We start from the raw sequence: 14,090 nt of genomic DNA, 5'->3' as shown, positions 1-14,090 counted from the left end.
ACCGGCCGCATGGCGCCTGCCGCGCCGGCATTTCCGGGCGTGCGCAAGGGGTATTGCGGCAGGCGCGCGCCGCATGCGCTAGACTCGTCACTGTTAGTTATTTTTGTTATTTGCTTATTCAGCCTCCGAATGGACCCGCCATGGCCAGCAGCACTCCCGAATTCATTCCCGAAACATCGCAGGACGATCCCGTCCAGTTCGCCACACTCGACTTGCAGGGCCGCAGCCACCAGATCTCACCCGTCTTCAATGCACTCGAACTGCAGCGCTTGCAGCGCTATGGCACGCGGCGCCATTTTAACGATGGCGAGACGCTGTTCGAGGCGGGCAGCAGCAGCTTCGGCATGCTGGTGATACTGTCCGGGCGGGTCAGCATCACGCGCCACGAAGTGCTGGGGCAGGCGTCCGTGCTGCGCGAAGTGGGCGTCGGCCACTTCATTGCCGAGGTGGCGCAACTGTCGGGCCGCCCCACCCTCGTCAACGGCAGCGCCGTGGGCGCCGTGGAATTGCTCGACATCAGTTCGGAATCCTTGCGCGCGCTGATCGTGGCCGAGGCGGAAATGGGCGAACGCATCGTGCGCGCGCTGATCCTGCGCCGCGTGGCGCTGATCGAATCGAATTCGGGCGGCCCCGTGCTGGTGGGACCGCGCGGCAATGGCAATCTGTTTCACTTGCAAAGCTTTTTATCGAGCAATGGCCATCCGCACACGGTGCTCGATCCGGCCACCGATACGTCCGCCGCCGCGCTGGCCGGGCGCTACCAGCCCACGCCGCAGGAATGGCCGCTGGTGATCTGTCCCGACGGCAAGATCATGAAGAATCCCGGCAATGCGGAACTGGGACGCTGCCTGGGCATGCTGCCCGATTTGTCCGGCGACAAGATTTTCGACGTGCTGGTGGTAGGCGCCGGTCCCGCCGGCCTGGCCACGGCCGTGTATGCTGCCTCGGAAGGCTTGTCGGTGCTGGCGCTCGAGCAGCGCGCGTACGGCGGCCAGGCCGGCGCCAGCGCGCGCATCGAAAATTACCTGGGCTTTCCCACCGGTATCTCGGGCCGCGCGCTGGCGGGGCGCGCCTACGTGCAGGCGCAAAAGTTCGGCGTCGAGATCGCCACCCCGGCCAGCGCCGCCAACCTGCTGTGCGACAGCTGGCCCCTGCGCGTCAATCTGTGCGACGGCACGCAGGTGCGCGCCCGCACGGTGGTGCTGTCGTGCGGCGCGCGCTACCGCCGCCCCTCGCTGGCCAACCTGAAAACTTATGAGGGACGGGGCGTGTATTACTGGGCCTCGCCCATCGAAGCCAAGCTGTGCCGGCAGGAAGAGATCATCCTGGTCGGTGGCGGCAATTCGGCCGGCCAGGCGGCCGTGTTTCTATCCGGCCACGCCGCCAAGGTCCACATGGTGATCCGCGGCGAGGGACTGGCGGCCAGCATGTCGAGCTATTTGATCGAGCGCATCGCCGCCACGCCCAACATCACCTTGCACACGCACACGGAAATCATCGCCCTCGAAGGCGACGACGAGGGCTTGACGGGTGCCCGCTGGCGCAACAATCAAACGGGCGAAGAGTGCGATTGCGCCGTGCGCCGCGTCTTCCTGTTTGTCGGCGCCGATCCGAACACGGACTGGCTGCACGACTGCGCCGTGGCCGTCGACGAACAGGGTTTCATCCGCACGGGCTTCGACGTCACGCGCGCCGAATGCCGCGCCCATGGCCACGGAGTGTATCCCCCCGACTTGCCGGACCGGGCCGCCCTGGAAACGAGCGTGCCCGGCGTGTTCGCCATCGGCGACGTGCGGGCCGGCTCGACCAAGCGCGTGGCCGCCGCCGTCGGCGAAGGCGCGGCGGTCGTTTCCCAGATTCACGGCTTTCTTGCGCGCCTGCCCGTCGGTTCCTGATCAGCGCAGCGGCATCGGGTACGTTGCCACGCTGACATTGCCATCCTTGTCGATGGCCTGGACGCCAAAGAAATAGTTGTCCTTCGACAGCTTGACCTTGGCCTCGGTGACATTGCCCACGTCCTGCGCACCCTGCCACTGGTCCGCCGTGGTGGCGCGCCAGACGATGCGGTAGCCGGCCAGGTCCGGCTCCGCATTCGGCTGCCATAGCAGCGTGGTGGCGTTTTCCAGCTGGGCCGTGCGTACCTGCACACCGGCGGGCGCGGCCGGCGCCAGGGCCAGCGACGCGAGCGCCGCCGCATTCACGCGCGCCACTTTCGCCACATAGTCATAATCGACGAATTGCGGCAGGTCGCCATACTGCAGGCCATTTTCCACGCGCACATCCTGATGCTGATGGGCAAAATCCTCGTGCGGTTCCGTGAAACGCAGCGCCGCATAGCCTTGCGCGAGGAAGGGCATATGGTCGCCGCCGCGCAGGTAGCGGTCGGCGCGCTGGATGACGTTGACCGTAAAGCCGGGCACATAGCGCTCGCCCACCTGTTTCACATGGCGCGCCAGCTGGCGCGAGAGGGAATCGTTTTCGCCGCCCGTCGCCACCAGGGCACGCACGCCGTCGCTCATCTCCTTGACGGCCGGGATGCCCTCGGCAAACAGGCGCACCTGGCCGCCATCGACGGTGCCGTCGTCGGCGCGCGAACTGCCGATGATGTCGTTATTGAGCATGCCGGCGATGTTGAGTTTATTCAACTTCGCCTGCTGCGCCCAGTGGCCGGAACCCAGCAAGCCCTGTTCCTCGGCCGCCACGGCCATGAAGACGAGCGTGGCGTCGAACTGGTAGCGCGCCATCGCGCAGGCCATTTCGATCACGGCCGCCGTGCCGGAGGCGTCATCGTTGGCGCCGGGCGCGTTGCCCTGCGCATCCATCACGTCGGTGGCGCGCGTATCATAGTGGCCGCTGACGACATAGATGCGTTCGGCCGACTGCGGCTGGCTGCCAGGCAGGGTCGCCACCACGTTGACGATTTCCGTCGGCCGCGCAATGCGCTTCGACACGGGCGCGACGTGGCTGTCGAACGCCACCTGCAGCCGTCCGCCCGCCTGTGCGCCGCAGCGCTCCAGTTCCGCCTTGATCCAGCGCCGGGCCGCGCCGATGCCGCGCGTGTCGGACACGGTATCGGACATGGTGTGGCGCGTCTCGAAACCGACCAGCTTGCGCACATGCGCCTCGATGCGCTGCGGCGAGATGTCGGCCACCACTTGCCGTATCTGCTGCTGCGCCGGGTCGGCGCCCGGCGCCGCCGCCACACTCGCCGACAGCATGGCTGCCGTCATTGCCGTCAAAATCGCTACCATGCGTGCGTCTCCCGATGATTGATTGAGCAGGCCATTCTCGCATTTTTGACGGCAGGCAAGGATGTTCCAGGTCAGAAATCGTGCATTGTAGAAACTGCTACAATCGGCCACTCCCCCGCTCACGAAAGGCACGCATGCGCCAGACCGCCCTCCATCCCGCACGCCACAGCCTGCGCGCGGTCCGCTGACGGTGCGCCGCATGCTCGTCAAATTGCTGCTGCTGGCCACCTTGTTTGCCGTGCTCAGCATCGCTGCCCTGTACAGCTACGGGCGCTTCGCCGAACGCTCGCTGGGTGCGCCTGGCACGGCCTTGCCCCTGGCGACGGATGCCACCCTGCTCGACCGCGTGCTGGCGCCCCAGCTGGCGCAGCACCCCGGCCATAGCGGCACGGCCCTGATCGACGACAATCTGGAAGCGTTCGCCCTGCGCGCCCTGAGCGCGCGCGAAGCGGGCCGCAGCCTCGACCTCCAATACTACATCTGGCATAACGACGTCACGGGACGCCTGCTGGTGCGCGAACTGCTGCGCGCGGCAGACCGCGGCGTGCGCGTGCGCGTGCTGCTCGACGATATCAACGCACGGGGCCAGGACGCCGCCATCCTCGCGCTCGACAGCCATCCGCTGATCGACGTGCGTATCTTCAATCCGGGCCGCAACCGCGACGGCATCTGGATGCGCGCCGTGGAAATGGCCTTGCGCGCCGTCAGCCTGAACCGGCGCATGCACAACAAGGCCTGGATCGTCGACGGCAGGGTGGCCCTCGTCGGCGGGCGCAATATCGGCGATGAGTACTTCGACGCCGCCGAACAAGTCAATTTCCAGGATGCCGACCTGCTGCTGGTGGGTCCCGCCGTGCGGCAAACGAGCGACATCTTTGACCGCTTCTGGAACAGCCGCGCCGTCATCCCCATCCGCGCCTTGCACGCCGGCAAGGACGCGGGTGCGCCGGAGCTGCAGGCCGTGCGTGCGCGCCTTGATGCGCTCACGGGCGAAGTGGGTGCTTCGCCCTACCTCCAGCAACTGACCGATGCGGGCCAGTTGCAGGCCCACCTCGATGGCCGGCTGCGCCTGCACTGGAGCGGGCAAGTGCAGGTGCTGTCGGACCCGCCGGAAAAAGCCGCTCCCGTGGCCAGTTTGCAGCGCAGCGAGCACTGGCTCATGCACAGCCTGCTGCCGCTGCTGACGGACACGCGCAAGGAAGCGCTGCTGACCTCGCCCTATTTTGTTCCCGGCGCGGCGCTGAGCACGATGCTGGCCGACAAGGTCGCGGCCGGTGTCCAGGTCAGCGTGCTGACCAACTCGCTGGCCGCCACCGACGTGGCCCTCGTGCATGCGGGCTATGCGCGCTACCGCGAAGCGCTGCTGGGCGGCGGTGTCGCCCTGTTTGAATTGAAGACCCAGCACCGCAAGCGCATCAGCCTGATGGGTTCGAGCCGCGCCAGCCTGCATACCAAGGCCGTGGTGGTCGACGGCCAGCGGGGCTTCGTCGGTTCCTTTAACCTCGATCCCCGCTCGGCCCAGCTGAATACGGAAATGGGCGTGCTGTTCGACGATGCCGCGCTGGCGGCCGACATGCGCACGCTGTTCCTGCACTCGACGGCCAACGATACCAGCTACCGCTTATTCCTCGACAACGGCGCCCTGCGCTGGTCCGACGCCACCGAGCAGCCCGCCAAAGTGTGGACGCAGGATCCGGAGTCAGGCTTCTGGCGCCGCCTGCTGGTGTCCGTGATGCGCTGGCTACCGATCGAGTCGCAACTGTAGCAGCCTGGCCGCACTGCGCCGAACGGATCTTGACATTATTGCCACATAAAAATATTTGTTATTTTCAAGACATGCCAGATGCTCTTTTGCCAAACGCTGCTATAATTTGCGCACCGCGACATCATCGTTGTCACAGAAATTACCTCTCGCCTCTTCCGCGACGAATCCCGCCGTTGGCCAAAAGCTCGCCGACAGAATGCAACACTTTCCTGTCACTTTTGGAGCTTTTCATGCCTAACTTATTGTCTGTATTGGCGCTGTCTGCCGTCACCCTGTGCACCTGCGCGGCCCAGGCATCGACCAACCTCGTCAAGAATGGCGATTTCGAGCTGACCAGCAATGGCACGTCGAAGCAATTGAACGAAGGCAACTACGACCGCGCCGACCGCACCTACCTGAGCAACTGGTCCAGCAAGGGCTATAACTTCGTCTTGAACGGCAACAACATCGACGACACCAACGCCAAGACGGCGCTGACTTTGTGGGGACCGAATTCCTACAGTGGCCGCGGCCCGAAAAACGGTCTGGGCGTCAGCCCCACGGGCGGCAACGTGCTGGCGGCCGACTGGGATTATTTCCCCGGCCCCGTCACGCAGCAGGTGAGCGGCCTCGTCCCCGGCCAAGCCTACACCCTGAGCTTTTCGTACGGCGCTGGCCAGCAAGTGGGTTTCCGCGGCAACAATCCCGTCAATTACTGGGACGTTGCGCTGGGCAACAGCAAGCAGCAAACGGCCTCCTTGTCCAACGTCAGCCAGGGCTTCACGGGCTGGCACCAGGCCAGCATGACCTTTACGGCCACGAACAGCAGCGAGTTGCTGTCGTTCATGGCCAAGGGCAGCCCGACGGGCGCGCCGCCGTTCATGCTGCTCGACGGCGTGTCGCTGGTATCGGCCGTGCCGGAACCCGCGACCTGGGGCATGCTGATCGGCGGCCTGTGCTTGTTCGGCTTCATGGCGCGCCGCCGCAAGACGGCCGCTGCGGCCTGAGACAGCAACACTTGGCCATTGCTTGATGGAATAAAATGAGCCTGCTGCACACCCTGCAAACCCAGCTGCCCGGCATCGTCGTCGACGTGCTGCGCCTGAGCCTGTGGCTGGTGTTGCTGGCCGTGATCTTCGTGCCGCTCGAGCGCTTCTTTGGCGAGCGCCATGCGGGGCGCTCGCGCACCGAACTGTTCAGCGACCTGGGCTTTTATTTCATCAGCAGCCTGCTGCCGGCCGCCTTGCTGGCCGCGCCGCTGGCCCTGCTCGCCGTCGCTGGCCAGCGCTGGCTGCCGGACGCCATCCCCGCCACCCTGTCTGCCCTGCCCCTGTGGGCCAAGCTCGGACTGGGCTTGCTGATCGGCGAAGTCGGCACTTACTGGGGGCATAGGCTCAGCCATGAAATCCCGTGGCTGTGGCGCTACCATGCCGTCCACCACAGTACGGAACAGCTGTACTTCCTCGCCCATACCCGCACCCATCCCGTCGACATGGTGGTCACGCGCCTATTCGGCCTGACACCTCTGTATCTGCTGGGCCTGGCCGGCCCCGGTGTGGCAGGCAGCGCCGCGCCCGCGCTGTTGTTGCTGATCGGTACCGTCTGGGGCTTCTTCATCCACGCCAACCTGCGCTGGCGCTTCGGCCCGCTGGAATGGCTGGTGGCCACGCCCGCCTTCCACCATTGGCATCACAGCAAATTCGAACACATCAACCGCAACTACGCCTCGACCCTGCCCCTGCTGGACCGGCTGTTCGGCACATATCACCTGCCGCGCGCCTGGCCGGCCGCATGCGGCATCGAGGCGCCCATGCCGAAGACGCTGGCGGGGCAGCTGACGGCGCCATTCCTGCGCAAAGACAAGGCCGCCCAATAAAAAAACCCCGCGCGGCCGGTACCACGCGGGGTTTTCTTCTCGTGCTGCGCGGCACCACCACGCAACACGCTTTACGACAAAACGCTTATTTTTTCTCGGCTTCCGCTTTCTTCGCCTCGGCGGCAGCCAGTTTCGCTTCTTTCTTCGCGGCAGCGGCAGCAGCCTTCGCTTCTTTCTTGGCAGCGGCAGCTTCCTTCTTCGCTTCGGCAGCCGTTTTCACGGGAGCGGCATCGGCCGCTGCGGCGGCAGGCGCGGCGGCAGGCACCACCTTGGCGGCGGCTTCTTTCTTGGCGGCAGCCGCGGCGGCCTTGGCTTCTTTCTTCGCGGCAGCAGCTTCTTTTTTCGCTTCAGCGGCTGTCTTGGCTGGCGCCGCAGCGGTGTCGGTTGCAGCAGCTGGCTTCGGTGCGGCTTCTTTCGCCGCAACTTCCTTCACAGCAGCTTCCTTTTTTGCCGGGGCAGCTTTCGCCGCCGGAGCGGGCGCAGCCGGCGCGCCGGACTTGGCCTGGCCATTCACTTGCAAGCCCGCTTCCGACAGTTTCACGGAACTTTTCGGACCGATGCCCTTCACGCGGCTTTCAAAATCGGCCCAATCCTTGAAGGCGCCGCCCTTGGCACGCTCATCGATGATGGCTTTCGACGTGACGGGACCGATGCCCTTGACGCTGTCGAGTGCCGCCTGGTCCGCCTTGTTGACATCAACCTGGGCAAAGGCAAAGCCCATCGTCGCGATCAAGGTGGCGATGGCCAGCAGTATTTTTTTGAACATGGGTATCTCTCCGTGATGTGGTTTCAAGATGACTCGAACGCAAGGGAAGAGCAGCGCCTTAACGGCTTTAACGGCTGGGACGTGATACGGTTGACAAGACGGGACGGCGGAACGGCGGGAAAACCTGCGCCAGATCAAACGCTCCGGCGCAGGTGGTACAGCTTGCTTACTGGGGGAACAGCTCGTCGCGGGTGACGGTGGCCGTGCCCAGCTTGCCGACGACGATGCCGCCGGCCCGGTTGGCCGTGCGCACGGCCTCGCCCAGACCCATGCCGGCGCCCAGCATGGCCGCCATGGTGGCGATCACCGTGTCGCCGGCGCCCGAGACGTCGAACACTTCGCGCGCATCGGTGGGCATATGCAGCACCTCGTCGGCCGTGTACAAGCTCATGCCTTCCTCGGAACGGGTCAGCAGCAAGGCGTCCAGGCCCAGCTGCGCGCGCATCTGCTGCGCGCGTTCCGTGAGCTGCTCTTCCGTGCTCCAGTTGCCGATCACGCGGCGCAGCTCGGACTTGTTCGGAGTGAGCACTGACGCTCCCGTATAGCGGCTGAAATCATCGCCTTTCGGGTCGACCATGACGATCTTGCCAGCCGCCCGGGCCGCCTTGATCATCTCGGCCACGTTCACCAGGCTGCCCTTGGCGTAGTCGGACAGGATCACCACGTCGTAGTGCGGCAAGAGGGCATTGAATTGCGCCAGCTTGTCGCGCAGCACCGTATCGCTGGGCGCATCTTCGAAATCGATGCGCAGCATCTGCTGCTGGCGGCCGATCACGCGCAGCTTGATGATGGTGGAAATGGCCGCATCGCGCTGCAGATAGCTGTGGATGCCGCCGCCTTCGAGCAGGCGCTCGACCTGGCTGCCGGCCTCGTCGTCGCCGACCACGCCCAGCAAGCTCGTCTTCGCTCCCAGCGCGGCCGCGTTGCGCGCCACGTTGGCCGCGCCGCCCAGGCGCTCTTCGCGCTTCTCGATGCGCACGATGGGCACGGGCGCCTCCGGCGAAATACGGCTGACGTCGCCGAACCAGTAACGGTCCAGCATCACATCGCCCACCACCAGCAGGCGTACCTGGGCCAACGCGGCCGGCGCCGTCAAGGCGACCACCTCTTGGGCGCTCATGCGCGCGTCAGGATCGAGCGACCGATCCCGTGGTATTCGATGCCATTCTCGGCCATGACGGCCGGCTCGAACAGATTGCGTCCGTCAAAGATCACGGCCTGCTTCAGGCGCGCCTTGACCTGCTCGAAGTCGGGGCTGCGGAAGGCTTTCCACTCGGTCACGATGACCAGCGCATCGGCGTCCTGCAGCGCATCCTTCGGGCTGTCGGCAAAGCGCACCTTGGCCAATTGCTGCGGCGTCAAGTCCAGTTGCAGCACCCGCTTTGCTTCGGCCATGGCGACGGGGTCGTACACGGCCACCGTGGCGCCGCGTCCCAGCAAGTCGGCCAGCAGCACGCGGGCCGACGCTTCGCGCATGTCATCCGTATTCGGCTTGAAGGCCAGGCCCCAGACGGCGAAATGCCGGCCCGTCAGATCTTCGCCGAAGCGAGTGACCACTTTGCGTCCCAGCACCTGCTTCTGCTGGTCGTTGACGGCTTCAACGGCGCGCAGGATCAGCAGTTCCTGGCCGTGGCCGCGCGCGGTGCGTTCGAGCGCCTGCACGTCTTTCGGGAAGCAGGAACCGCCATAGCCGCAACCGGCGTACAGGAAGCTGTGGCCGATGCGCGGGTCGGAACCGATGCCGTGGCGCACGGCTTCGATATCGACGCCCACCTTGTCGGCCAGGTTCGCCAGTTCATTCATGAACGAGATGCGCGTGGCCAGCATGGCATTCGCCGCATATTTGGTGAATTCGGCCGAGCGCACGTCCATCCAGTAGGTGCGCTCGTGGTTGCGGTTGAACGGCGCGTACAGGCTTTTGAGCAATTCGCGCGCGCGCTCGCCATCCGGCGTGGCGTCGACGCCGATGACGATGCGGTCGGGGCGCATGAAGTCTTCGACGGCCGCGCCTTCCTTGAGGAATTCCGGATTCGACGCCACCGAGAACGCGGCGGCCACGCCGCGCGCGTCGAGTTCGCTCTGGATGGCGGCGCGCACTTTTTCCGCCGTCCCGACGGGCACGGTGGACTTGTCGACGATGACCTTGAAGTCGGTCATGTATTTGCCGATGCCGCGCGCGGCGGCCAGCACGTATTGCAGGTCGGCCGAGCCGTCTTCATCGGGCGGCGTGCCGACGGCGATGAATTGCATCACGCCGTGCGCGGCGGCCGCCTCGACGTCGGTGGAAAAGGTCATGCGCCCGGCGGCGCGGTTGCGCGCCACGACTTCTTCCAGGCCCGGTTCATGGATGGGAATGCCGCCGCTGTTGAGCAGAGCGACCTTCTGTGCGTCCAGGTCGAGGCAAAAGACGTCGTTGCCCAGCTCCGCCAGGCAGGCGCCGGTCACGAGGCCAACATAGCCGGTGCCGATAATAGTGATTTTCATGGATGTACCGTATGGATAAAAAGCAGGTCTTACATAGAAGTACACGCCACATTGCTCAGGACAAGGTGACGTGTACGAATCAGTTCATGACATTGAGTTCTTCTGTGCGCCGTGGTGGGTAAGTCTCCCACTTGTTGCAGCCAGGGCAGTGCCAGTAGAACTGGCGCGCCTTGAAGCCGCAGTGGCTGCACTGGTAGCGGGCCAGCTTCTGCGTGTAGCCGTGCACGAGGTTTTTCACCATCGACAGCTCCGACCAGATGGCGGCCGGCGCGTCCATCATGCGCGCTTCCAGCAGTTTGTCGAGGCCCAGCAGAGTCGGCGTGCGACGCAGCTCGGCACTGACCAGCTGCTTCGCCGCTTCCACGCCGTCGAGCTCGATAACGGCCTTGAAGACGACTTCGATCAGGTCGATCGACGATGCCTCTTCCAGGTAGGAGCGCAGCAGGTTGACGCCTTCCTGTGCACGGCCCAGCTTGGTGTAGCCATCCATCAGGCGCTGCGCCACCAGGGCCACGTGCGGCACGCTTTGCTGCTCCACGCGGCGCCAGGTGGTCAGCGCGCCTTCCACGTCGCCACGCGCCAGCAGCACGTCGCCCGTCAGGATGGTGGCGCGCACGCTCTTGCGGTCCGTCTGCAAGGCTTTTTCCAGCAGCGGCATGGCGTCGTCCGGCTTCATGTGCACGAGCGCGTCATGCGCCAGTTCGCAATAGAACTGGGCGATTTCCTTCTGGCGCGCGCCGGCGCCCGATTCCTGCAAGCCCACGGCCGCTTCGATGGCGCGTGGCCATTCCTTTTCGCGCTGGTAGATTTCCAGCAGCGCGCGGCGCGCCTGGGCCGCATATTGCGTGTCGACCAGGCTGTTGAAGGTTTCTTCGGCGCGGTCCAGCAGACCTGCTTTCAGGTAGTCCATGCCCAGTTCGTAGGCGGCGTGGCCCTGCTGTTCCAGCGGCAAGTCCGGACGCGCCAGCAAATTCTGGTGCACGCGGATGGCGCGCTCCGTTTCGCCGCGGCGGCGAAACAGGTTGCCCAGCGCAAAGTGCATATCGGCCGATTCCGGGTCCAGCTTGACGACTTCGATGAAGGCGTCGATGGCCTTGTCGTGCTGTTCATTGAGCAGGAAATTCAAGCCCTTGAAGTAATTGCGCGGCAGGCTGCGCGATTCCGACACCAGTTGATGAATGTCCACGCGCGCGGCGATCCAGCCCAGCGCGAAAAACATCGGGATACCCAAGAGCCACCAGAGTTCAAAATCCATGCGATTGTTTTTATTCGAGTAAGAGAGATAGGAGCGACGGCGCAGCTTACTGCGCGCTCACGCTGTCCGGTTGCGGCTGGACATTGCTGGCCACGCCAACGGTCTGCAGCGCGGCAATGGTGGTTTTTTGCTTGCTCGCTTCGCGGCGGTGACGGAACACGGTCGGCGTCAGCGCCAGGACGCCCAAGCTGGCGCCGGCGACAAAAAAGCCCAGCAGCATCAGGACCAGGGGGCCGCGAATTTCATAATTGAGGAAAACATGCAGGTCGACAACCTGCGCATTCTTCAGCGCAAAACTGAAGAACAGGACGAAGAGAACACAGCCAACGATGGTGGAGATGATTTTCATCGATAGGTCCAGAAAGTACAAAAAATGCCCGTGCCACATGGCACAAACGTAGAGTGCTGATCAAACCGTAGCGAGCGGCAGTGAGGCTCGGCGCCCCCTTGTGGCCGAGAAGCGCAACCGTACTGAAGTACGGTGAGCATCGCAGGCCGCAAATCACGACGCGCAGTAGGTTTGGTTAGGTGTTCCTCAGCATATTAACAAAAAAAAGCGGCATCCAAGGACGCCGCTCTTTATTTTCCGCCTTCCAGCAGACGATTAATCCTCGATAATCGGTTGCCCGACCATCGCGTCCACCCGCTCGCGCAACTGTTTGCCCGGTTTGAAGTGGGGTACCCGTTTTTCGGGCACCATCACCTTGTCGCCGGACTTCGGGTTGCGGCCGATGCGCGGGGGCCTGCTGTTCAGGGCAAAACTGCCAAAACCGCGGATCTCGATACGCTGACCGGTCGCCAGGGCGTTGGTCATCGCATCGAGAATGGTCTTGACGGCATACTCCGCATCTTTCGCCACCAGCTGAGAATAACGCTCAGCGAGGCGGTTGATCAGCTCGGACTTTGTCATCTGCCGTATCCGCAGTCTTAGTTCTTGTTATCGAACTTAGCTTTCAACAAGGCGCCCAGGCTGGTGGTGCCCGAAGCTGCGTTGTTGTCGGTCGCTGCCATCTTCTGCATGGCTTCCTGGGTTTCCACGTTGTCTTTCGCTTTGATCGACAGTTGGATACCACGGGCCTTGCGGTCGATGTTCAGTACCATGGCTTCGACGGTGTCGCCGACTTTCAGGTGCGTACCAGCATCTTCAACGCGGTCGCGCGAGATTTCGGAAGCGCGCAGGTAGCCTTCGACTTCTTCGGACAGTTGGATCACGGCGCCTTTAGGCTCAACCGATTTAACGGTACCGGTAACCAGCGAACCTTTGTCGTTCATGGCTGCGAAGTTGTTGAATGGGTCACCTTCCAGTTGCTTGACGCCCAGGGAAACGCGCTCGCGCTCAACGTCGATGGCCAGAACGATGGCTTCCAGTTCGTCACCTTTCTTGAAGCGACGCACGGCTTCTTCGCCGGTTTCGGTCCAGGACAGGTCGGACAGGTGCACCAGACCGTCGATGTTGCCGGCCAGGCCGATGAACACGCCGAAGTCGGTGATCGATTTGATCGCGCCGCGGACTTTGTCACCTTTCTTATGGGTAACACCGAAGTCGTCCCATGGGTTGGCTTTGCACTGTTTCATGCCCAGCGAAATACGACGACGCTCTTCGTCGATTTCCAGAACCATCACTTCTACTTCGTCGCCCAGTTGGACAACTTTATTAGGAGCAACGTTTTTGTTCGTCCAGTCCATTTCGGAAACGTGTACCAGACCTTCGATACCTTGTTCCACTTCAACGAACGCGCCGTAGTCGGTCAGGTTCGTTACTTTACCGAACAGACGGGTGCTTTGTGGGTAACGACGGGACAGACCGGTCCAAGGATCGTCGCCCAGTTGTTTCACGCCCAGCGAAACACGGTTTTTCTCTTGATCGTATTTCAGGACTTTGGCGGTGATTTCCTGGCCAACCGTCAGTACTTCCGACGGGTGACGTACACGGCGCCATGCCAGGTCGGTGATGTGCAGCAGGCCATCGATACCGCCCAGATCCACGAACGCGCCGTAGTCGGTGATATTTTTGACGACGCCGGTCACGACCGTGCCTTCTTTCAGCGTTTCCATCAGTTTCTGACGCTCTTCGCCCATCGAAGCTTCGATGACGGCGCGGCGGGACAGAACCACGTTGTTACGCTTGCGGTCCAGCTTGATAACTTTGAATTCGAGGGTTTTGCCTTCGAATGGGGTGGTGTCTTTGACAGGACGGGTATCAACCAGCGAGCCCGGCAGGAATGCGCGGATGCCGTTAGTCAACACGGTCAGACCGCCTTTGACTTTACCATTGACGGTACCGACGACGATTTCGCCCGATTCCATCGCTTTTTCCAGAGCCAGCCACGAAGCCAGACGCTTGGCTTTATCGCGCGACAGGATGGTATCGCCGAAACCGTTTTCCAGCGATTCGATCGCCACGGAAACGAAGTCACCAACTTTGACTTCCAGTTCGCCGTGGTCGTTCTTGAATTCTTCGACAGGGATGAATGCTTCGGATTTGAGGCCGGCGTTCACGATCACGAAATTGTGGTCGAGGCGCACGACTTCAGCGGAAATAACTTCGCCGGAGCGCATATCTTGACGCGACAACGATTCCTCGAAGAGCGCAGCAAAACTTTCCATACCGGTAGATTCGTTAGTTGTAACAGTAGACATAGGGTTCACACAGGTTATCCAGCAGAGATCGCACGATGCGACTTAAACTGGGTTAGGTTTTTGACACACCCGGA

At 63.2% G+C, this 14,090-nt stretch carries 12 protein-coding genes; 4 read left to right on the top strand and 8 right to left on the bottom strand.

From position 1 onward, the window contains the following. The first annotated feature begins 140 nt into the window (after positions 1-140). Positions 141-1,895, top strand: a complete 1,755-nt coding sequence (locus tag CBW66_RS16840; protein ID WP_086138220.1) for an FAD-dependent oxidoreductase — start codon at positions 141-143, stop codon at positions 1,893-1,895. On the opposite strand, the gene CBW66_RS16835 is transcribed toward CBW66_RS16840, so the two are convergent. Beyond that, entirely contained in the window at positions 1,896-3,251 is a 1,356-nt protein-coding gene (locus CBW66_RS16835; protein ID WP_086138219.1) for a M20/M25/M40 family metallo-hydrolase, read from the bottom strand. Positions 3,252-3,450: 199 nt separating this feature from the next. Between CBW66_RS16835 and CBW66_RS16830 the strand changes: the two genes are divergently transcribed. The 3 genes from CBW66_RS16830 to CBW66_RS16820 all read left to right on the top strand — a co-directional run bounded on the left by CBW66_RS16830 (position 3,451) and on the right by CBW66_RS16820 (position 6,871). Next, positions 3,451-5,016 (top strand): phospholipase D family protein, encoded by a 1,566-nt coding sequence (locus tag CBW66_RS16830; protein ID WP_086138218.1) that lies wholly within the window; start codon positions 3,451-3,453, stop codon positions 5,014-5,016. Between the two features lie 230 nt (positions 5,017-5,246). Beyond that, positions 5,247-6,002: a PEPxxWA-CTERM sorting domain-containing protein gene (locus tag CBW66_RS16825; RefSeq protein WP_086138217.1), complete on the top strand. Its 756-nt coding sequence runs from the start codon at positions 5,247-5,249 to the stop codon at positions 6,000-6,002. A 35-nt stretch (positions 6,003-6,037) separates the two neighbouring features. Continuing rightward, positions 6,038-6,871, top strand: coding sequence for a sterol desaturase family protein (locus CBW66_RS16820; protein WP_086138216.1), 834 nt, complete (start codon positions 6,038-6,040; stop codon positions 6,869-6,871). 85 nt (positions 6,872-6,956) lie between these two features. On the opposite strand, the gene CBW66_RS16815 is transcribed toward CBW66_RS16820, so the two are convergent. The 7 genes from CBW66_RS16815 to rpsA form a co-directional block, all read right to left on the bottom strand. Next, positions 6,957-7,637 carry a helix-hairpin-helix domain-containing protein gene (locus tag CBW66_RS16815; RefSeq protein WP_086138215.1) on the bottom strand — a complete coding sequence of 227 codons (681 nt, stop codon included), beginning with the start codon at positions 7,635-7,637 and terminating at the stop codon, positions 6,957-6,959. 166 nt (positions 7,638-7,803) lie between these two features. Further along, on the bottom strand, positions 7,804-8,757 hold the full coding sequence (gene rfaE1 / locus CBW66_RS16810) for a D-glycero-beta-D-manno-heptose-7-phosphate kinase (RefSeq protein ID WP_051991229.1): 954 nt from the start codon (positions 8,755-8,757) through the stop codon (positions 7,804-7,806). Next, a complete protein-coding gene (locus CBW66_RS16805) occupies positions 8,754-10,121 on the bottom strand; it encodes a UDP-glucose/GDP-mannose dehydrogenase family protein (RefSeq protein WP_086138214.1) in 1,368 nt (455 codons plus the stop codon). The genes rfaE1 and CBW66_RS16805 overlap by 4 nt, the downstream gene beginning before the upstream one ends. 79 nt (positions 10,122-10,200) lie before the next feature. Then, on the bottom strand, positions 10,201-11,376 hold the full coding sequence (gene lapB, locus CBW66_RS16800; RefSeq protein ID WP_070219401.1) for a lipopolysaccharide assembly protein LapB: 1,176 nt from the start codon (positions 11,374-11,376) through the stop codon (positions 10,201-10,203). Between the two features lie 46 nt (positions 11,377-11,422). Then, on the bottom strand, positions 11,423-11,725 hold the full coding sequence (locus CBW66_RS16795; RefSeq protein WP_077400759.1) for a lipopolysaccharide assembly LapA domain-containing protein: 303 nt from the start codon (positions 11,723-11,725) through the stop codon (positions 11,423-11,425). A gap of 255 nt (positions 11,726-11,980) precedes the next feature. Next, positions 11,981-12,286, bottom strand: coding sequence for an integration host factor subunit beta (locus tag CBW66_RS16790; protein ID WP_008446215.1), 306 nt, complete (start codon positions 12,284-12,286; stop codon positions 11,981-11,983). 17 nt (positions 12,287-12,303) lie between these two features. Then, positions 12,304-14,016 (bottom strand): 30S ribosomal protein S1, encoded by a 1,713-nt coding sequence (gene rpsA / locus CBW66_RS16785; protein ID WP_071650172.1) that lies wholly within the window; start codon positions 14,014-14,016, stop codon positions 12,304-12,306. Positions 14,017-14,090 lie beyond the last annotated feature (74 nt).

This window comes from Janthinobacterium sp. GW456P, from assembly GCF_002127655.1.
GTDB lineage: Bacteria > Pseudomonadota > Gammaproteobacteria > Burkholderiales > Burkholderiaceae_D > Janthinobacterium.
This window is presented reverse-complemented; position numbering and strand designations above follow the sequence as displayed.

Bases quoted from the DNA above. Each gene is read 5' to 3' on its own strand.
- CBW66_RS16840 (WP_086138220.1), top strand. From the start codon at position 141: ATGGCCAGCAGCACTCCCGAATTCATTCCCGAAACATCGCAGGACGAT.
- CBW66_RS16835 (WP_086138219.1), bottom strand. From the start codon at position 3,251: ATGGTAGCGATTTTGACGGCAATGACGGCAGCCATGCTGTCGGCGAGT.
- CBW66_RS16830 (WP_086138218.1), top strand. From the start codon at position 3,451: ATGCTCGTCAAATTGCTGCTGCTGGCCACCTTGTTTGCCGTGCTCAGC.
- CBW66_RS16825 (WP_086138217.1), top strand. From the start codon at position 5,247: ATGCCTAACTTATTGTCTGTATTGGCGCTGTCTGCCGTCACCCTGTGC.
- CBW66_RS16820 (WP_086138216.1), top strand. From the start codon at position 6,038: ATGAGCCTGCTGCACACCCTGCAAACCCAGCTGCCCGGCATCGTCGTC.
- CBW66_RS16815 (WP_086138215.1), bottom strand. From the start codon at position 7,637: ATGTTCAAAAAAATACTGCTGGCCATCGCCACCTTGATCGCGACGATG.
- rfaE1 (WP_051991229.1), bottom strand. From the start codon at position 8,757: ATGAGCGCCCAAGAGGTGGTCGCCTTGACGGCGCCGGCCGCGTTGGCC.
- CBW66_RS16805 (WP_086138214.1), bottom strand. From the start codon at position 10,121: ATGAAAATCACTATTATCGGCACCGGCTATGTTGGCCTCGTGACCGGC.
- lapB (WP_070219401.1), bottom strand. From the start codon at position 11,376: ATGGATTTTGAACTCTGGTGGCTCTTGGGTATCCCGATGTTTTTCGCG.
- CBW66_RS16795 (WP_077400759.1), bottom strand. From the start codon at position 11,725: ATGAAAATCATCTCCACCATCGTTGGCTGTGTTCTCTTCGTCCTGTTC.
- CBW66_RS16790 (WP_008446215.1), bottom strand. From the start codon at position 12,286: ATGACAAAGTCCGAGCTGATCAACCGCCTCGCTGAGCGTTATTCTCAG.
- rpsA (WP_071650172.1), bottom strand. From the start codon at position 14,016: ATGTCTACTGTTACAACTAACGAATCTACCGGTATGGAAAGTTTTGCT.